15 protein-coding genes and 1 pseudogene are annotated in these 17,994 nt (G+C 65.2%); 9 read left to right on the forward strand and 7 right to left on the reverse strand.

Annotated features, from left to right (window positions below; translation table 11 throughout):
• Positions 1-85: 85 nt before the first annotated feature.
• Entirely contained in the window at positions 86-1,033 is a 948-nt protein-coding gene (locus tag ACTUWL_RS11565; RefSeq protein WP_021076399.1) for a TAXI family TRAP transporter solute-binding subunit, read from the reverse strand.
• A 747-nt stretch (positions 1,034-1,780) separates the two neighbouring features.
• On the opposite strand from ACTUWL_RS11565, the gene ACTUWL_RS11570 reads away from it, so the two are divergent.
• Entirely contained in the window at positions 1,781-2,995 is a 1,215-nt protein-coding gene (locus ACTUWL_RS11570; protein ID WP_021076398.1) for an EAL domain-containing response regulator, read from the forward strand.
• Between the two features lie 93 nt (positions 2,996-3,088).
• Here ACTUWL_RS11570 and ACTUWL_RS11575 read toward each other — a convergent pair whose 3' ends face one another.
• Complete coding sequence (locus tag ACTUWL_RS11575; protein WP_021076397.1) at positions 3,089-3,568, reverse strand: hypothetical protein; 480 nt, start codon at positions 3,566-3,568, stop codon at positions 3,089-3,091.
• A 204-nt stretch (positions 3,569-3,772) separates the two neighbouring features.
• Here ACTUWL_RS11575 and ACTUWL_RS11580 point away from each other — a divergent pair, with 204 nt between their 5' ends.
• Entirely contained in the window at positions 3,773-4,072 is a 300-nt protein-coding gene (locus ACTUWL_RS11580; protein ID WP_021076396.1) for a hypothetical protein, read from the forward strand.
• A gap of 117 nt (positions 4,073-4,189) precedes the next feature.
• Here the strand turns inward: ACTUWL_RS11580 and ACTUWL_RS11585 are convergent, their stop codons facing one another.
• Together ACTUWL_RS11585 and ACTUWL_RS11590 are read right to left on the reverse strand one after the other, a co-directional pair.
• Positions 4,190-5,386 carry a hypothetical protein gene (locus ACTUWL_RS11585; RefSeq protein WP_021076395.1) on the reverse strand — a complete coding sequence of 399 codons (1,197 nt, stop codon included), beginning with the start codon at positions 5,384-5,386 and terminating at the stop codon, positions 4,190-4,192.
• A gap of 133 nt (positions 5,387-5,519) precedes the next feature.
• Positions 5,520-6,150: pseudogene (locus ACTUWL_RS11590) on the reverse strand (NUDIX hydrolase).
• Between the two features lie 105 nt (positions 6,151-6,255).
• On the opposite strand from ACTUWL_RS11590, the gene ACTUWL_RS11595 reads away from it, so the two are divergent.
• The 3 genes from ACTUWL_RS11595 to ACTUWL_RS11605 all read left to right on the forward strand — a co-directional run bounded on the left by ACTUWL_RS11595 (position 6,256) and on the right by ACTUWL_RS11605 (position 8,108).
• Positions 6,256-6,681 carry a PaaI family thioesterase gene (locus tag ACTUWL_RS11595; protein WP_021076393.1) on the forward strand — a complete coding sequence of 142 codons (426 nt, stop codon included), beginning with the start codon at positions 6,256-6,258 and terminating at the stop codon, positions 6,679-6,681.
• A gap of 25 nt (positions 6,682-6,706) precedes the next feature.
• On the forward strand, positions 6,707-7,717 hold the full coding sequence (locus tag ACTUWL_RS11600; protein ID WP_021076392.1) for an aldo/keto reductase: 1,011 nt from the start codon (positions 6,707-6,709) through the stop codon (positions 7,715-7,717).
• Between the two features lie 190 nt (positions 7,718-7,907).
• On the forward strand, positions 7,908-8,108 hold the full coding sequence (locus ACTUWL_RS11605) for a hypothetical protein (protein WP_021076391.1): 201 nt from the start codon (positions 7,908-7,910) through the stop codon (positions 8,106-8,108).
• A gap of 97 nt (positions 8,109-8,205) precedes the next feature.
• Here the strand turns inward: ACTUWL_RS11605 and katG are convergent, their stop codons facing one another.
• Positions 8,206-10,371, reverse strand: coding sequence for a catalase/peroxidase HPI (gene katG, locus ACTUWL_RS11610; protein WP_021076390.1), 2,166 nt, complete (start codon positions 10,369-10,371; stop codon positions 8,206-8,208).
• Between the two features lie 118 nt (positions 10,372-10,489).
• Between katG and ACTUWL_RS11615 the strand changes: the two genes are divergently transcribed.
• Positions 10,490-11,446: a hydrogen peroxide-inducible genes activator gene (locus ACTUWL_RS11615; protein WP_021076389.1), complete on the forward strand. Its 957-nt coding sequence runs from the start codon at positions 10,490-10,492 to the stop codon at positions 11,444-11,446.
• 226 nt (positions 11,447-11,672) lie between these two features.
• Here the strand turns inward: ACTUWL_RS11615 and galU are convergent, their stop codons facing one another.
• Both galU and ACTUWL_RS11625 read right to left on the reverse strand, forming a co-directional pair.
• Complete coding sequence (gene galU, locus ACTUWL_RS11620) at positions 11,673-12,548, reverse strand: UTP--glucose-1-phosphate uridylyltransferase GalU (RefSeq protein ID WP_035649745.1); 876 nt, start codon at positions 12,546-12,548, stop codon at positions 11,673-11,675.
• A 147-nt stretch (positions 12,549-12,695) separates the two neighbouring features.
• Positions 12,696-13,985, reverse strand: a complete 1,290-nt coding sequence (locus ACTUWL_RS11625) for an NADH:flavin oxidoreductase/NADH oxidase family protein (protein ID WP_021076387.1) — start codon at positions 13,983-13,985, stop codon at positions 12,696-12,698.
• A 15-nt stretch (positions 13,986-14,000) separates the two neighbouring features.
• Between ACTUWL_RS11625 and ACTUWL_RS11630 the strand changes: the two genes are divergently transcribed.
• From ACTUWL_RS11630 to ACTUWL_RS11640, 3 genes are all read left to right on the forward strand, one after another.
• Positions 14,001-14,483, forward strand: coding sequence for a MerR family transcriptional regulator (locus tag ACTUWL_RS11630; RefSeq protein ID WP_291735170.1), 483 nt, complete (start codon positions 14,001-14,003; stop codon positions 14,481-14,483).
• 133 nt (positions 14,484-14,616) lie between these two features.
• Entirely contained in the window at positions 14,617-15,996 is a 1,380-nt protein-coding gene (locus tag ACTUWL_RS11635; protein ID WP_021076385.1) for a lytic murein transglycosylase, read from the forward strand.
• Between the two features lie 221 nt (positions 15,997-16,217).
• The gene (locus tag ACTUWL_RS11640; protein WP_021076384.1) at positions 16,218-17,960 is read left to right on the forward strand and encodes an SGNH/GDSL hydrolase family protein; all 1,743 of its coding nucleotides are present in this window, start codon (positions 16,218-16,220) and stop codon (positions 17,958-17,960) included.
• Positions 17,961-17,994 lie beyond the last annotated feature (34 nt).

The following is a 17,994-nucleotide window of genomic DNA, read 5'->3' on the forward strand; positions in this document are numbered from 1 at the left end:
CGGCGCATCCATCGAAAAATCAACATCTTTGGAAAGATGCATGGCCGGGTCCAGCCCGGCCATGGCACGCTCGAAGCAACCGGCCTTACTTGATCAGGCCCTTTTCCTTGTAGAAGCGGATCGCGCCGGGATGCAGCGGCACCGGGCTGCCGGTCGCGGCGGCCTCGAGCTTGATCTCCTTGCCCGCGGCATGGGCATTGGCGAGCTCCGGCAGCGATTCGTAGACCAGCTTGGTCATCTGGTAGGCCAGATCGTCCGACACCGCGCTCGAGGTGACGAGGTAGTTCACGACCGCCGCGGTCGGCACGTCCTTGTCCTGGCCGGTATAGGTGTTGGCCGGGATGATCACCGAGACGAAGGGCGAGCCGATCTTGTCGACGGTCTCCTTCGGCACGGCGACGACGTTGATCTCGCTCGAGGTCGAAAGATCCTTCAGCGAGGCGACGCCGAGGCCGGCGGATTGCAGCGTGGCGTTAAGCTGGCGGTTCTTCATCAGGTCGACCGATTCGGCGAACGGCAGATACTCGACCTTGCCGAGGTCCTTGTAGCTCATGCCGGCGGCTGCGAGGATCGCGCGCGAATTGAGCTCGGTGCCGGATTTCGGCGCACCGACCGACAGGCTCTTGCCCTTGAGATCGGCCAGCGTCTTGATGCCGCTTTCGGCGGTGGCGACGATCTGGATGTAGTTCGGATAGATCGCGCCGATGGTGCGCAGCTTGTCGAGCTTGGTCTTGAAGCCGGCTTCAGTGTCGCCTTCCCAGGCGGCCTTCAGCGAATCGCCGAGCGTGAAGGCGATCTCGCCGCGGCCCTGCTGCAGCAGCACCAGGTTCTCGACCGAAGCCTTGGTCGCCTGCACCTGGGTCTTCACGCCGGTGATCTTTTCGCCGTAAATCTTCCCCATCGCGACGCCGAGCGGATAGTAGACGCCCGAGGTGCCGCCGGTGAGCACGTTAATGAACTGCTCGGCCTGCGCGACCGGCGCCGACAAAACACCGGCTGCCACGATCGCGGCAGCCATCAACCTTGAATTCATGAGCATTATTCTCCCCTAAGCCGGGCCGGAAATTGGCCGGACAGCCCCTGCCGGGTCAACCCATCCAAATGACGCATGCGCGGCCGAAATCCCTGACGGCAGCACCACCTTACCTGCACCGGAGCTCCGCACGTGCGAGCAAGATGCGCAATCTCGCCGCGAGGTATCACTTGCAGCCGTCCGGGACGTCGACCGTCGGGCGCGCGCTCGATGCGTTGACTTCTTCCTCGCCGACATGCGGACGAGCTCGGGCCCCTACCTTGCGATCGATCTCCTGACCGTGCCGGTTACGATGCTGGACGAACGCACGGTCGACGTCTGGGGCACGTTGCGAACGGCGACGACAACGTCACGCATGACGGCATCTGCATCACACAACGGATGATCCGCGATTCGCTTGCGCTGTCCTGCGGAACGTTCGCACGAAGCGATCCGATGTCCGACAATGATGCAAATCCGCGCCCGCATCGACGCGACAACACATTCATTAACACCGTCTCTCGATGGCACACGCGCGCAACGTTTCTGCGCACGTTCAAAGTCGGGCGCGATCGCACTCGTGAACGCCAGATGACGCATTTGTTGCACCCGTCACCGCAGCGATACGCGGCAATTCCAGCATCATTTGATTCGAATTGAATCCTTTAAGGTTAGCGAGCCAATCAATGTATGAACCAGAAATTTCCATGATTGCCGGGGTTCTTAGATGTACGAGTCGAGCCGGGGTAATTACGGATAAGGCGGGGCATGAATCACATCAGCCACATCACACAACCACGAGCCGGATGGTTCGGACATCGCAAGCTGACCCCGCGCGCGTGCATTGCGGACAGCAAAAAACACCTTCGAACCTTCCTTGCAGAGGCGCTGGAAGACCTCGGCTTCATCACCAGCGAATGCGGCCAGGCCCTGGAACTCGACACCGTGCTGGACGCGGAACGGCCCGATCTTCTGGTGCTCGGCGTGTCCGTGGACGGCATCGAAGTCAGTAAAATTCTCGAGACTTTGGTGAGAAAGGACTATCGCGGCAAGGTCCTCGTCATCGGGCAACCGGACTCCATCATCGTCAAGGCGGTCCGCCAGATCGGCGACGAGTACGGCATCGCCATGCTGCCGGCCCTGTCCACGCCGTTCAGCGCTGGAACCCTTCGTGACAGTCTTGCGTCATTGCTTCCGCTCGAACCGGCGCCGAGCCCCGCGGTGGACGTGCCCGAAGCGCTGAAGGCCGGCTGGCTCGAGCTGTGGTATCAGCAGAAGATTCATCTCCGGACGCTGGTTCCAAGCGGAGCCGAGGCACTGATCCGGATGCGCCATCCCGCATGGGGCGTCGTGCCGCCGGCCTACTTCATCCCCGACGAAAGCGATCCGCATTTTCATGCACTGTCCGAGTTCGTGATCGAGCGCGCGATCGAGGACTGGCGCTATCTCATCGAACAGATCGGGCCGATCAATCTCTCGATCAATCTGCCGATCTCGTTTCTCGCGGACGACCATGCGGTGCGCGAGCTCTGCTACCGGATTCCGGACCATGCGGCTTTCGCCGGCCTGCTGATCGAGGTCGACAGCACCGAGGTGATCGACAATCTCGACCTTGCGGTCGAGGTCGCAAGGCGCGTTCGCCTGCACAATATCGGCATCTCGATCGACAATGTCGGCGCCAACTGGCCGTCCTTGCTGGGATTGCCGAACTTTCCGTTCGTCCAGCTCAAGGTCGATCATCAATACGTCACCGGCTGCGCCGATCAGCGCCTGAAGCAGACGGTGTGCCGGCGCATCGTCGAGCTCGCCCACGATGCCGGCGCGCAGGCCGTCGCCCAGGGGGTCGAGACGCGCGCGGATTTTCTCGCCGCGCACGAGATGGATTTCGATCAGGTCCAGGGCTACCTGTTCGGCAAGCCGATGGGCGTCAAGAAGTTCGCCCGTTCTCGCATGCACTTCTCGGAGAAAGAGCCGGCCTCCTGAGGCACCGCCTGCGGTCAGGCCCGAGCTTCGCGATCGATCGCGCGCAGCGCCCCGCCGCGCGCGATCAAACGCATCACGCGATCAGCGCCGCCATCACTGAAACGTCATGTCGAGGCATTTCGAGATATCGGAGCCGAGGCCGGACGAGATGGTGATGCAGCCGCGGACCTTCTGGGTGTTGGTGTCGCTGGCCCAGATCGCATAGCCGCCGGTGCCGAAGAACGAATTGGTGTTCGGCGGCTCGGTCTCGGTGGCGTCGAACGCATAATTGCCGTCGGTGTCGAAGATGCGCGGCTTCTTGGTGCAGCCGCCGTCGGCCTGGACGTTGATGACTTCCTTGTTGTCCCGCGTCAGCGCCAGCGAGACCTGGCAGCGGAAATATTCCGAGGTCTTGGCGTTGAACAGATAGGCGTAGGACTTGCAGGTCGAGGTGTTGAGCTTGCCGGCCGACAGGCCGCGGCTGCAGGAGATCCGCTGGTTGTTGGAGAGCTTGAACTCGTCCGCCCGCGCGACTGACGCCAGCGCCATGAACGACAGAGCGACACCGATACCAATCTTCATGACGTGCTTCATCCTGATCATCCCCAGGTCGTGTTTCCTGCAATCGAAGCGTTTGTAAACGGTAACGCGAAGATAGTCGCCAAGCTTGACTCGGGAAATCACAAAGTCGCTGATGTCAGCGCGCGGTCGCGCCGATTGTCGTATTGACGCGCGAACGCCGTTCGTGATTTGTTCAAGAACGTGGGGACGACGCCGTTTTTCGGCCGGAGGTGGATCATGACGCATTTTTTGACCAAGACCTTTATTGCGACCGCGACCCTTGCTGCGATGACGACATGCGCATTCGCGCAGGAAGCCGCGCCCTGGGAGCTGAAGACCGACATGGGCTACGCCTATGACAAGGACGGCAAGACCTGGGCCTACAAGATGGGGACCAGCAATGCCAACACGCTGCTGAAGGGCGCCAAGAAGGTGCCGAAAGGGACGCTGTTCTTCATCGGCCATAACGGCCAGCTCTACATGCGCTCCGGGCCCTATCTCGAGGGCGACGGCAAGTTCATGTTCGGCTCGAATTAGAGCGTTTCCGAGCGAAGTGGACGCCGGTTCGCGTGAAGAAGACGCGTCGAGCGAAGAGCCCAGGGCTCCGGTTCTGATTCAATCAGAACCGGAATGCCTGACGGTTTTCGCCAAAGTTCAGAACGCGCCGGCCAATTCCCTGGCGCCGGGCTTGTTGCTGTTGACGTCCATGCGCTCGTTGGTGACAGCGAGCAGCCTCGCCACGGTGTTGTGGCGGATCGCGACCGGGTTGCGCTCGTAGCCCGAGCGCTGGAAGAAATTCGCGGTCGGCACCTGCTCGCGCATCGCCTGCGGCATGGTCACCATGTCGAAGCCGGTGCCGTCGCCGGTCAGGTTCATCATCTCGAGCTCGGCCGCGGTGAGCGGCCGGCCGTAGCCCTTGTTGCGGGCGAAGATCACCGAGGTCAGCAGCTTATGGGTCTGCAGCATCGGGCCGATGTCGATGTCGAGCACCATGGCGTGACACGCCCAGCCCTGCGGGGTGTCGGCGAGGCGCTGATGCGCCGACCAGTCGTCGGGCACGGTGCGGGTGAACGCGACCATCTTCTTCAGCACCGCGAGCTTGTGCTCCATGGCCTTGCGCGCCGGCCCCTGCGTCCGCGCAACGCGCTCGGTCAGATCCCGCACGAATTCATGGCCCTGCTCGGCAAGCAGCTCGACGGTGTTGGTGGTGAGCAGCTGATTGTAGCCCATCGCGGTGGAAATGGCGCGCTTGCCGCCATGCTCGATGCCGGCCTGCACGTCGTAATTGCCGGTGCCGCCGGTCTCGAATGAATAGACCCGCACCGCCTGCTCCGGCGTCAGTCCTGCGGCGCGCGCGTAACGCGCATAGGCGCGCTTGAACTCGACCTCGCTCGACGGCCGCTGCGGCGTGAACTGGAATTGCTCGGCCGCCGCCCGGATCAGGTCGGAGACCACCGGTATCGTCTTCGGCGGACGCGGCGGCTTGCCGCCTTCCTCTTCGGGCGCCGGATTGACCGGCCGCTTCGGTCCCTCATAGACCGGCGGCTGTTGCAGCACGTAATCGTCGAGCGTGATCTGCACGCGGTCGCGACGTTTGGCGTTGCGGCCGCGCCGCTTGTCGGCGATCGCGCCCCAATAGGCGCCTGCATCCTGCTCGAAAGCGGTGCGCGCTTCCTCGTATTCCTGCAGCTTGCGGCGATAGTCCATGATCGCCTGCGGCGAGGCCTGCGCCATCGCATTGGCGACGGACGGCGGCAACGCATCGGCCTCGCCGGCCAATACAGACGGCGCGCCGGCGAGCAGCGCGAACGCGACAAATCCAGGACACAGGCGAATCAATTGCGGGCGCATGGCCACGTTGTAGCAAGCACGGCTGCGAAGTCAGCCCGGAATTGTTCGGATCGCAGGCGGCCCGATGCCGCGATCGGCTCCGAAATTTTCGCCACAATGCGGTGATTTCCGGGGAGAGTCGCGGGGACGACAGTCACTTCCAGGCGAACACCGGCTGTTCCAGGTCGGCGACACGGGTGCTGCGCCCGGCCAGCACCTCACGGAACTGATAGATCAGCGCGGCGGTCGGCGCATGAATGTGCTGGCCACCGAGCCGGAAGCGGATCACGCGCCGCGCGCTCTCGGGGATCGTCACGAAGGTGAACGCGTCATCGAGCTCGATCGCATCGAGGCCGATGCGGTGGACGGACGCGACCTCGTCCGGATTCGGCACGAGCGCCGCATGCGCGCCGGCCCAGACCACGACCGGCGTGATCAGATAGCCGGACCGCGTTGGATAATCGTCGAGCAAGCCGAGCACATCGCGCTCGGACAGCTTGAGCCCGAGTTCCTCGTGAAGCTCGCGCAGCGCGGCCTCCGCCTGCGTCTCGCCGGCATCGCAGCGGCCGCCCGGCAGCGCCCATTGCGCGCTGTGGGCGCGCAGTCGTGCGCTGCGTCGGGTCAGCAGGAAGGCGGTGCCATTGCCGTCGTCACCTTCGGTCAGCGCGATCGCGACTGCCGCGCGCTTCAGCGTCGGCGCCGCATCGGCCGCGACCTGACGCGCGAACGCGGCACAGAGCTCTGCGATATTCCGCCGGGTGGCAATCGTCAAATGTGCGGACCATCGAGCTTGACTACAACACAACAGCGTTTGATGAAATGAGCGGAACGGCATGCCTCCCTCGATCAATCACACGATCATTCATTTGCAAGCAACGGACCCCCATCTCATGACGGTCAAGGCCGCGGACAAGCTCAAATCCGACGGCTGGAAGGTCGCCGACACCACAGGTTTCCTGACGCTGATCGGCCCGCTGTGGGAACGGTTGAAGGACGGCGGGCTGGAGCTCGCGCTGATCACCGAGGACAAGCATCACAATCGCCGCGGCCTGGTGCAGGGCGGCGTGATCATGACCTTCGCCGACCGCGCCTGCGGCATGGCGGCGCGCTTCGTCTCGGGCAAACCGACGCTTGCGACGGTGCAGCTCGACACCCATTTCGTCGAGGCCGGCAAGATCGGCGAGATCCTGACGACGCGGCCGCGCGTGGTGCGCTCGACCCGCAGCCTGATCTTCATCACGGCCGAGGTGACGGTCGACAAGCGCTGCATCGCGATGGCCAACGGCGTGTTCAAGATCTTGAAGAACGAGAGTTGACGCCTCATTCCGGGAGGAACGATCGATGCAGTATCGCCAGCTCGGCCGCAGCGGCCTGAAGGTTTCGCCGATCTGCCTCGGCACCATGATGTTCGGCGGACCGACCGATGAAGCGACCTCGTCGCGGATCGTGGCCAAGGCGCGCGAGGCCAGCATCAACTTCATCGACAGCGCCGACGCCTATAATGGCGGCAAGTCCGAGGAGGTCGTCGGCCGGGCGATTGCCAACAGCCGCTCGAACTGGGTGCTCGCGACCAAGCTTGCCAACCCGATCGGCGACGATCCGAACCATGGCGGCCTGTCGCGGCGCTGGGTGTTGCAGGCCGCCGACGATAGCCTGAAGCGGCTCGGCACCGATTACATCGACGTCTATTACCTGCACAAGGAGGACCACGCGACCCCGCTCGACGAGACGGTGCGCGCGATGGGGGACCTGATCCGCGCCGGCAAGGTGCGCTATTTCGGCGTCTCCAACTACCGCGCCTGGCGCGTCGCCGAGATCTGCAACATCTGCGACCGGCTCGGCATCGACCGCCCGGTCGCGAGCCAGCCCTATTACAACGCGATGAACCGGATGCCGGAGGTCGAGCACTTTCCGGCCTGCGCTTATTACGGCCTCGGCATCGTGCCCTACAGCCCGCTGGCGCGCGGCGTCCTGACCGGCAAATACGCGCCCGATGCCGCGCCGCCCGCGGACACCCGTGCGGGGCGCAACGACAAGCGGATGATGCAGACCGAGTGGCGGCCGGAATCCTTGCGGCTTGCGCAGGAGATCAAGCGCCACGCCGAGAGTCGCGGCATCACCGCCGGGCAGTTCGCGGTGTCCTGGGTGCTGAACTCCTCGTTCGTCAGCGCCGTGATCGCCGGCCCGCGTACCGAGGCGCAATGGGACGATTACATCCGCGCGCTCGACTACCGCTTCACCGCCGAGGACGAGGCCCTGATCGACCGCCTCGTGGTGTCGGGCCATCCCTCGACGCCGGGCTTCAACGATCCGGCGTACCCAATCGAAGGACGACGGGCTCGAACCGGATAGCACTGGCGACGGCGACGAAATTAGCTCGCATCGTTTCAGCGGCAGGCTCGCTACACCTCTCCCGCAAGCGGGAGAGGGAGCGCACTTCCGATCCGGCTCTCGGTTTTGCCGAAGTTACGTTTCGTAGCTTCCGAATTGCGCAAGGGACACGTCGGCTGCACGATCGCCACATGACAATGCTGGTGCTGCCATGACGGCAACCAATGTACTGGACTGGACGGTCGCGCTGCTGGTGTGCTGGGCGAGCCTGACCGCAATCCTCGAGCCTCGGCGCGACGTCTCACAATGTGACGGTCCCATCGCAGCAAGCAGCGCGCCGCAAGCTGCCCTGGCGACGCCGACGCGTGCAGAGTTCGAGGAGATGATCCGGGACATGAAACTGCACGACTGAGCCAAGCACGAAAAGCCTTTCGTCTTGAAACCAGCGTCCCCGAAACGAAACAGGGCGGCGCCGAAGCACCGCCCTGTCCCTGATTGCCGTCCGCCGCTTACTTCACGAGATCGAAGCGATCGGCGTTCATCACCTTGGCCCAGGCCGCGACGAAGTCCTTCACGAACTGCTCCTTGGCATCCGACGAGCCGTAGACCTCGGCGAACGCGCGCAGCTGCGAGTGCGAGCCGAAGATCAGGTCGACGCGGGTGCCGGTCCACTTCACCGCCTTGGTCTTGCGGTCACGGCCCTCATAGACGCCCTCGCCGACATCGCTCCACACCGTGCCCATGTCGAGCAGGTTGAGGAAGAAGTCGTTGGTCAGCGTCCCCGGCTTGCCGGTGAAGACGCCGTGCTTCGACTTCTTGGCATTGGCGCCGAGCACACGCAGGCCGCCGACCAGGACCGTCAATTCCGGTCCGGTCAGCCGCAGCAGCTGGGCGCGATCGACCAATGCCTCCTCGGGCAGCATGAACTGACGCTTGCCGCTGATGTAGTTGCGGAAGCCGTCAGCCCGCGGCTCGAGCGGAGCGAAGGATTCGACATCGGTCTGATCCTGCGTCGCATCGGTACGGCCAGGCGTGAACGGAACCTTCACATCGGTGCCGCCGTCCTTTGCCGCCTTCTCGATCGCCGCCGCGCCGCCGAGCACGATCAGGTCGGCCAGCGAGACCTTCTTGCCGAACTCCTTCTGGATGGCTTCGAGCTTGGACAGCACGGTCTTAAGCTGCGTCGGCTCGTTGACATCCCAGTCCTTCTGCGGAGCGAGACGGATGCGCGCACCGTTGGCGCCGCCGCGCTTGTCCGAACCACGGAACGTGGAGGCCGAGGCCCAGGCGGTCGACACCAGTTCGGAGACCGAGAGGCCCGAGGCGAGGATCTTCGCCTTGAGCGCCTCGATATCCTTGTCGTCGATCACGGCATGATCGAGCGCCGGCACCGGGTCCTGCCAGATCAGCGTCTCCTTCGGCACCAGCGGGCCGAGGTAACGCTGGATCGGGCCCATGTCGCGGTGCGTGAGCTTGAACCAGGCGCGGGCGAAGGCGTCCGCGAACTGATCCGGGTGCTCATAGAACCGGCGCGAGATCTTCTCATAGGCCGGATCGAAGCGCAGCGAGAGGTCGGTGGTCAGCATGGTCGGGACGTGCTTCTTCGACGGATCGAACGCGTCCGGAATGTCGGCCGCAGCCCCCTTCGCCTTCCACTGCTTCGCGCCTGCGGGGCTCTTGGTCAGCTCCCATTCATACTTGAACAGGTTGTCGAAGAAGTGGTTGCTCCACTTCGTCGGCGTCTGGGTCCAGGTGACCTCGGGGCCGCCGGTGATCGCGTCGGCACCGACGCCGGTGCCGAACTTGCTCTTCCAGCCCAAGCCCTGCTCTTCGAGCGCGCCGCCTTCCGGCTCCGGCCCGATCAGCGACGGATCACCCGCGCCGTGGGTCTTGCCGAAGGTGTGGCCGCCGGCGATCAGCGCGACGGTCTCCTCGTCGTTCATGGCCATGCGGAAGAACGTCTCGCGGATGTCCTTTGCGGCGGCGACCGGGTCGGGGTTGCCGTTCGGACCTTCCGGATTGACGTAGATCAGGCCCATCTGCACGGCGCCGAGCGGTTCGGAGAGCTGACGCTCGCCGCTGTAGCGCTCGTCGCCGAGCCACGTGCCTTCCGGACCCCAGTACAGCTCTTCAGGCTCCCACACGTCGGCGCGGCCGCCCGCGAAACCGAAGGTCTTGAAGCCCATCGATTCCAGCGCGACGTTGCCGGCGAGGACCATCAGGTCGGCCCATGAGATCTTGCGGCCGTATTTCTGCTTGATCGGCCAGAGCAGCCGGCGCGCCTTGTCGAGGTTGGCGTTGTCAGGCCAGCTGTTGAGCGGGGCGAAGCGCTGCTGACCGGCACCGGCGCCGCCGCGGCCGTCGGTGATGCGGTAGGTGCCCGCCGAGTGCCAGGCCATGCGGATCATCAGGCCGCCGTAGTGACCGAAATCGGCCGGCCACCATTCCTGCGACGTCGTCATCAAGGCGGTCAGGTCCTTGATCACGGCGTTGAGGTCGAGGGTCTTGAACTCCTTGGCGTAGTCAAAGCCCTGGCCCATCGGGTCGGACAGGCTGGAGTTGCGATGCAGCACCTGAACGTCCAGCGACTCCGGCCACCAGTCACGATTCGTGTGTCCGCGAGGGGCTGCCGAAAATGGGCATTTGCCCGCGCCTTCGTCGGTTTTTGCGTCCATGTTTTTTCTCCGAGGTGATGGATTCTGGAATGTGCTGGAGCTCTTCCAAGAACGATTCTACGCGCCTCAATCCATCAGGGGAAATTGACTTTAATGATCGCGGCAATAAGATAATCTGATGATAAATGTCACACTCCGGCAACTGAGGTATTTCGATGCGCTGGCGCGGCACGGCCATTTCGGGCGCGCCGCGGACGCCTGCGCGGTGTCGCAGCCGGCGCTGTCGATGCAGATCCGCGAGATGGAACAGGCGGTCGGCGGCGTGCTGATCGAACGCAGCGCTCGCCAGGTCGCCTTGACGAGCTTCGGCGAGGAGCTGCTGCACCGCGTGCGCGACATCCTGCGTTCGGTCGACGAGCTCGGCGACTTCGCACGCGCCTCGCGCGACAAGCTCGCCGGACGGCTGCGCATCGGCATGATCCCGACCATTGCGCCATATCTGCTGCCGAGGGTGATCGAGACGCTGGCGCGGCTGCATCCCGAGCTCGACATCCATGTCCGCGAGACGCTAACGCCGAAGCTGATCAAGGAGGTCGCCGAGGGCCGGCTCGACACCGCGATCGTGGCGCTGCCGGTGTCGGAACCGTCGCTGACCGAGGTCGCGCTGTTCTCGGAGCATTTCCTGCTGGTGCGGCCGGGCGAGGATGCCAAGACGCCGGTGCCGAGCGCCGAGATGCTGCGCGAGATGCGGCTGCTGCTACTCGAGGAAGGCCATTGCTTCCGCGACCAGGCGCTGTCGTTCTGCAACATGCAGTCCTCGCCGCCGCGCGAGGTGCTGGACGCAAGCTCGCTGTCGACGCTGGTGCAGATGGTCGGCGCCGGCATCGGCGTCACCCTGATTCCGGAGATGGCGGTGACGGTGGAGACGCGCTCCGCGCCGGTCACGGTCTCGCGCTTCAAGCACCCGCAGCCCTCGCGCACCATCGGCATGGTCTGGCGCAAGACTTCTCCGCTCGCCCCGCAGCTCCAGCAGATCGCCGACGTGGTCTCACTCGCCGCGCGCGAACTGCGCGCGCCGAAGCAAGATGGCGCGAAGGAACCGGCGAAGCGCGCGGGACGAAGGAAGGCCGGGTGATTGCGAGTGCGGACCCCTGCTTTCGCATGGACGACACCGAGTTTGTTGCGAGCCGTGAGTGACTAGCCGGAGGCGTAGTCAGCCGCACGCCTGTTCGTCATTCCGGGGCATCGCGAAGCGATGAGCCCGGAATCCATCGAGCCACAGAACCAGTGGTGCAATGGATTCCGGGCTCTCGCTTCGCGAGCCCCAAGATGCGCAATTGCGCACCGGGGAATGACGAAACTCACTTCTCCAGATATTTCTTCATCTCGGCGATCAGGCCGTCGCGCAGTTCGGGGCGCTTGAGGCCGAAGGCGATGTTGGCGCGGAGGAAGCCGGGCTTGGAGCCGCAATCGTGGCGCTCCCCCTCGAACTCGACACCGTAGAACTTCTGCGTCCTGGCAAGCCCGATCATCGCGTCGGTGAGCTGGATCTCGCCGCCGGCGCCGCGCTCCTGCGTCGCCAGGATGTCGAAGATCTCGGGCTGCAGGATGTAGCGGCCGGTGATCGACAGGTTCGACGGCGCGGTGCCCTGCGGCGGCTTTTCGACCATGCCGTCGACCTCGAAGATGTTGCCGGTGCGCTTGCCGACGCCGCAGATGCCGTATTGATGGGTGAGCTCGTCGGGCACCGCCTCGACCGCGATCACGTTCGACTTCTCGCCGAGCTTGTTGGCGGCGTCGATCATCTGCTTCAGGCAGCCCGGCGTGTTCAGCACCAGCTCATCGGGCAGCACCACCGCGAACGGCTCGTTGCCGACGATGTCGCGCGCGCACCACACCGCATGGCCAAGCCCGAGCGGCGACTGTTGCCGCGTGAAGCTCATTGCGCCGGCTTCGGGCTGGTTCTGCGCCAGGATCTCCTGCTCGGTCTTCTTGCCGCGCTGCGCGAGCGTGGTGTCGAGCTCGAACATGCGGTCGAAATGATCCTCGATGACGCCCTTGTTGCGGCCGGTGACGAACACGAAGTGCTCGATGCCGGCTTCCCGCGCCTCGTCGACCACGTACTGGATCAGCGGCTTGTCGACGATCGTCAGCATCTCCTTCGGCATCGCCTTGGTGGCGGGCAGCACGCGGGTACCGAGACCGGCGACGGGAAATACGGCTTTGCGGATCTTCATGGGATTATCGGAGGCCTTGAAAAACGGGTGGGACGGCGGCACGAAATCTAATCGCACCTTGGTAACCGTTTTTGCAGCCGAGAACAAAGGCGGATGTGTGATGCACACGTTCCGCCCACCCCAGCGGTTTCCGCCCGAGTGTTCCGTTTATCGCGGCATCCCGACCGCGCGCGATGGAGCCGGCGCGCCGCCGGATGCGGCGGTCGCGGCGGCGGATGAGGTGATCCAGCGCCGATATTTGCGGGTCAGCGACGCGGTGCGGAGCTGGGCCAGCAACAACGCCTTCAACGGCGAAACGTTCGGATTGGCCGTGCGGCCCCGGCTCAACCGCCGCAACTGGAATTTCACGACGGCCATTGCGGCCAGCGAGGCCATCGGCTTGTTCTTCCATCGGATCGGCGCGACTTCTGGCCGCAGATCCTCCCCCCGACGCCAGGCGTTCGGCAGGTCCGGCCGGATCGCCAGCGCGGTGGCGATGCCGGCGATGGCGACGCCGCTGTCGAGCACCTGCTGCACGACGCCGATGCGGCGAATGCCGCCGGTGACCATGACCGGCATCCTGGCGACCGCGGCGACGTCGCGTGCGAAGTCGAGGAAATAGGCCTCGCGCGCCAGCGTGCGGCCGTCGCGCGCATCGCCCTGCATCGCAGGCGCCTCATAGCTGCCGCCCGACAACTCCACGAGATCAACGGACAACGCGTTCAACATCTCGACGACGGACTTGGCGTCAGCGGCATCGAAGCCGCCGCGCTGGAAATCGGCGGAGTTCAGTTTGACCGCAACGGAAAAACCGGGCGACACCGAAGCGCGCACCGCCTTGACGGTCTCGATCAACAGACGCGCCCGGTTCTCGAGCGGACCGCCCCAGCCGTCGGTGCGCCGGTTGGTCAATGGCGACAGGAACTGGCTGAGCAGATAGCCGTGCGCCGCATGGATCTGCACGCCGGAGAAGCCGGCGCGCTCCGCCAGCCTTGCGGCGCTGACGAAGCGGCCGATCACCTCGTCGATGTCCTGCTCGGTCATCGCCCTCGGCATTGCGAACAGGTTCGAATGCTTGCCGAGATCAAGCGCGACGGCGGACGGCGCCAGGGTTTGCTGGCCCAGATTCTTCATCATCTGGCGGCCCGGATGATTGAGCTGCATCCAGATCTGCGCGCCCCTGGCGCGACCGATGCGCGCCCAGTTTCGAAACGGCTCGAGCTCGGTGCCGTCCTCCAGCACGACGCCACCGGGCCCGGTCATGGCGTGGCGATCGATCATGACGTTGCCCGTGATGATGAGGCCGGCGCCGCCGTCGGCCCAGGCCTGATAGAGGCGCAGCAATTCGGCCGACGGGAAATGCCTGGCGTCAGCCATGTTCTCCTCCATCGCCGCTTTGGCGATGCGGTTCGGAATGCTGCTTCCGTTGGGCAGGGTCAGGGGCTCGAACGGCGACATCAGCCAATTTCCTTGTTGATCGCCACGGACCATAACCTTAAAGTTAACTTTAAGGTCAAGACGCCAAGGAGATCGGCAGTGAAGATCGGGGAACTGGCTCGGGAATCCGGCCTCGCGCCGTCGCGCATCCGCTTCTATGAGCGGCAGGGCCTGATCGGCTCGATCGATCGCGGCCTGAACGGCTATCGCCAGTATTCGCGCGGGACCCGGCAGGTCCTCGAGATCATCGTGATGGCCCAGCAGGCCGGATTTTCGCTCGACGAGATCCGGAACCTGCTGCCGCCGCACGGCAAGGGAGACTGGAGCAAGGACAGGCTGGTGGCCGCGTTGAAGACCAAGGTGGCCGAGGTCGAAGCCTTGCGTTGTCGATTGTCTGAAACCCAGGCCGGGCTCGAGGCCGTGATCGCCCGGATCGAAGCCACGCCACCGGGCGGCGACTGTTTTGAGAATGCCGAAGGTATCCTGGCGGGTCTGAGGGACCAGTCGAAGACGAGTTGATGACGCCGGACAATTTGTCCCGGTCAAACAACTGCGCGCGATTTCGTCACGCCCAAAATGCCGCCCATTGTTAAGATATTGGAAACCGTGACGGGGCCTTCTCAGGCAGCACGATTTTGACAGGCACACGACAATGCGCTCGACCGGAACACCGCGGACCACGCTTTTCAGCGCGAGCCTTGTCGCGCTGGCCCTGCTGCTGCCCGTCAGCACGCAGGCCCAGTCGGCGGGCAACGGCCTGACCAACCTGATCGACAGCATCTTCTCCGGACCGAACGCGACGCCGCCGCAGGCCGCGACCGGTCAGGACGGTGCAGCCCCACCCTGGAGCGGCGAGGACGGCGCTTCCGGTCATCCCTTGATGACCGCCGCCGCGATCCGCCAGGCCGCATCCGACTTCCCGAACTGCGTCGCGGCGATGTGGCCGGATGCCGCGCGGCGCAACATCACGCAGCAGAATTTCGAGCGCTTCACCGCCGGCCTGCAACCCGACCTGCGCATCATGGACCTGATGGATTCGCAGCCGGAGTTCACCAAGGCGATCTGGGACTATCTCGATATCCTGGTGAGCGACACACGGCTCGCCAAGGGCCGCGAAATCCTCGCCAAATACAAGCAGCAGTTCGACGCGACCGAGCGCGCCTATGGCGTCGACCGCTACATCATCGCCGCGATCTGGGGCATCGAATCAAACTACTCGACCCAGATGGGCGATCGCAACGTGGTGCAGTCGACAGCGACGCTCGCCTGCATCGGCCGCCGTCAGGCCTATTTCAAGGATGAATTCCTGTCGGCGCTGGAGATCCTCAACCGCGGCGATCTCAGGCCCGAGCAGATGCGCGGCTCCTGGGCCGGCGCATTCGGCCCGACCCAGTTCATGCCGACCGCGTTCAAGCGCTTCGCCGTCGACGGCGATGGCGACGGCCGCCGCGACGTCGTCGACAATCCGAGCGACTTGATCGCTTCGACCGCCAACAATCTGAAGAAGGACGGCTGGCAGACCGGCGCGAGCTGGGGCTACGAGGTGGTGCTGCCGCAGGGCCTCAACTACATGCTGGCCGACCGCGCCAAGGCGATGCCGCTGTCGCAATGGGAGCAGCTCGGCGTCAAGCGGCCGAACGGCCAGCAATTCCCGCGGCCGTCAGACAAGGCCTATCTGCTGGCGCCGGCCGGCGCCGAGGGGCCGGGCTTCCTGATGCTGCAGAATTTTCGGGTGATCATGAAGTACAACCCGGCCGAGGCCTATGCGCTCGCAATCGGCCATTTCGCCGATCGCCTGCGCGGCGGTCAGCCCTTCGTGCAGCCCTGGCCGCGCCAGGAGCGGGTGCTGTCGCGCGCCGAGCGGCTGGAACTGCAGCAGCTGCTGGCCCAGCGTGGCTTCTACAAGGGCACGCCCGACGGCCAGTTCGGCGGCCAGACCCGCGAGGCGCTGCGCGGCTTCCAGGTCTCGATCGGGGCGCCGGCCGACGGCTTTGCCACATCGGAGGTGCTGGAGCGGCTGCGGGGGCGGTAGCGACAAGCTAAGTCACCTCTCCCGCTTGCGGGGGAGAGGGAGCGCAGTTCCTTCGTGGTGGCACCCGGGCCTCTCCCCCGAAAGTAACCGTGAAATCCGATATTTGCCGCTCGCCTTGACGGCGGCCGGAGGCACCCGATTTATGGTGGAAAAGCTGCCCGCTTGCGGCCCGATTCCGCTAATATACTCGCCTGCTTCCAGATCATTTGCGACCGAACCCGATGCGAGAGCCGAAGTCCTTCCTGCGCGTATTCACCGAGGCCGGCCCGCTGGCTGCGCTGGCGGTGGCGCTCGCGCTCCTGATCGGTATTGCGCAGCCGGCCTCGGCACAGATCTTCGGCTTCCCCGGCTTCGGCGGCGGACCGCCGCAACCGCAGCGCCGCGCGCCTCCACAGCACGGCGGTGGCGGCGGCTGGTTCGGGGGCGATTTCTTCGCGCCGTTCCAGCAGCAGCAACCGCAATCACAGCCGCAGCGGCCGCGCGAGGATTTTTCGCGCGCGCCGCCGCCGGCCAAGCGCGAAGCCGCGGCCGAGCGCAACGTGCTGGTGATCGGCGACGCGATGGCCGACTGGCTCGCTTATGGCCTGGAAGATGCGTATTCCGACCAGCCCGACATGGGCGTGATCCGCAAGCACAAGACGGTGTCCGGCCTGATCCGCTATCAGCCCAAGGGCGACCCGGCGGATTGGGCGGCGGCCGCGAAGGGCATTCTCGCCACCGAGAACCCCGACGCCATCGTCGTAATGCTCGGCCTCAACGACCGCACCGCGATCCGCGAACCGGTCGTGGAGAAGAAGGTCGACAAGAAGGACGAGAAAAAGGACGCGCGCGCCAAACCGGACGCGAAGCCCGGCGACAAGCCCGATGCGACGGCCAAGAATGACGGCAAGAGCGACGGCAAGAATGATGGCAAGAACGATGGCAAGGCTGACGCCAAGCCTGCCGATCCCGAGTTGCCGGCCGACGACGCCGACGATTCACAAGCCGCACCGGACAAGACCGCGCGCTCGCCCAACGGCCTCTATGATTTCCGCGACGACCGCTGGGTCGAGCTCTACGGCAAGAAGATCGAAGAGCTGATCAACGTGCTGAAGAGCAAGGGCGTGCCGGTGCTGTGGGTCGGCCTGCCCGCGATCCGCGGCCAGAAGGGCACGTCGGACATGCTGTTCCTCGACGCGCTGTATCGCGACGGCGCCGGCAAGGCCGGTATTACCTATGTCGACGTCTGGGACGGCTTCGTCGACGAGGCCGGCCGCTTCATGCCGAAGGGCCCGGACTTCGAAGGCCAGCCGCGCAAGCTGCGCTCCGACGACGGCGTGTTCTTCACCAAGGCCGGCGCGCGCAAGCTCGCGCATTATGTCGAGCGCGAGGTGACGCGCCTGCTCGCCGTGCGCACCGGCCCGATCGCGCTGCCGAGCGAACCGGCGGCGCCCGAGACCAGCACCGAACCCGGCAAGCCCCCGCCGCGACCGCTCGCAGGCCCGGTGCTGCCGCTGGTCGCCTCCACGGTCGGCACCGATCAATTGCTCGGCGGCCCCGGCTCGCGGCCCGCCGCCGTCGATGCGCTCGCCGCGCGCACGCTGGTGAAGGGCGAGGCGCTGGCGCCGCCGGCCGGCCGCGCCGACGATTTCGCCTGGCCACGCCGCGAGATCGGCCGCGAGCAGGCCAAGGGCGACGTGCCGGTCGCCGCGGCGACGCCGGCTGCGCCGGCGGCCGGAGCACCTGCCAACCCGCCGCCGTCGACCACGGCGATCGCGCCCGACGGTTCGATCATCACCGCGCCGAAGCCGCAGAAGCGCGTGTTCCGTCCGGCCCAGGCTCAGCCGCAGCAGCAGCCGCAGCCCTGGCTGCGTGACTTCTTCGGCTTCGGCGCGCCGCAGCAGCGCCCGCTGCTCCCCCCGCCACCGCGTCCGCCGCGCAGTGTCGGACAGCGCGCCGCCGGGCCTGGGGATCCCTGGCAGTAAGCGGCGCTGCATCCGTCATTGCGAGCGAAGTAAA

The sequence above is a fragment of the Bradyrhizobium sp. WCU1 genome (assembly GCF_053474805.1).

Coding starts and splice junctions, on each gene's coding strand:
- ACTUWL_RS11565 (WP_021076399.1), bottom strand. CDS start 1,033: ATGAATTCAAGGTTGATGGCTGCCGCGATCGTGGCAGCCGGTGTTTTG.
- ACTUWL_RS11570 (WP_021076398.1), top strand. CDS start 1,781: ATGAATCACATCAGCCACATCACACAACCACGAGCCGGATGGTTCGGA.
- ACTUWL_RS11575 (WP_021076397.1), bottom strand. CDS start 3,568: ATGAAGCACGTCATGAAGATTGGTATCGGTGTCGCTCTGTCGTTCATG.
- ACTUWL_RS11580 (WP_021076396.1), top strand. CDS start 3,773: ATGACGCATTTTTTGACCAAGACCTTTATTGCGACCGCGACCCTTGCT.
- ACTUWL_RS11585 (WP_021076395.1), bottom strand. CDS start 5,386: ATGCGCCCGCAATTGATTCGCCTGTGTCCTGGATTTGTCGCGTTCGCG.
- ACTUWL_RS11595 (WP_021076393.1), top strand. CDS start 6,256: ATGACGGTCAAGGCCGCGGACAAGCTCAAATCCGACGGCTGGAAGGTC.
- ACTUWL_RS11600 (WP_021076392.1), top strand. CDS start 6,707: ATGCAGTATCGCCAGCTCGGCCGCAGCGGCCTGAAGGTTTCGCCGATC.
- ACTUWL_RS11605 (WP_021076391.1), top strand. CDS start 7,908: ATGACGGCAACCAATGTACTGGACTGGACGGTCGCGCTGCTGGTGTGC.
- katG (WP_021076390.1), bottom strand. CDS start 10,371: ATGGACGCAAAAACCGACGAAGGCGCGGGCAAATGCCCATTTTCGGCA.
- ACTUWL_RS11615 (WP_021076389.1), top strand. CDS start 10,490: ATGATAAATGTCACACTCCGGCAACTGAGGTATTTCGATGCGCTGGCG.
- galU (WP_035649745.1), bottom strand. CDS start 12,548: ATGAAGATCCGCAAAGCCGTATTTCCCGTCGCCGGTCTCGGTACCCGC.
- ACTUWL_RS11625 (WP_021076387.1), bottom strand. CDS start 13,985: ATGTCGCCGTTCGAGCCCCTGACCCTGCCCAACGGAAGCAGCATTCCG.
- ACTUWL_RS11635 (WP_021076385.1), top strand. CDS start 14,617: ATGCGCTCGACCGGAACACCGCGGACCACGCTTTTCAGCGCGAGCCTT.
- ACTUWL_RS11640 (WP_021076384.1), top strand. CDS start 16,218: ATGCGAGAGCCGAAGTCCTTCCTGCGCGTATTCACCGAGGCCGGCCCG.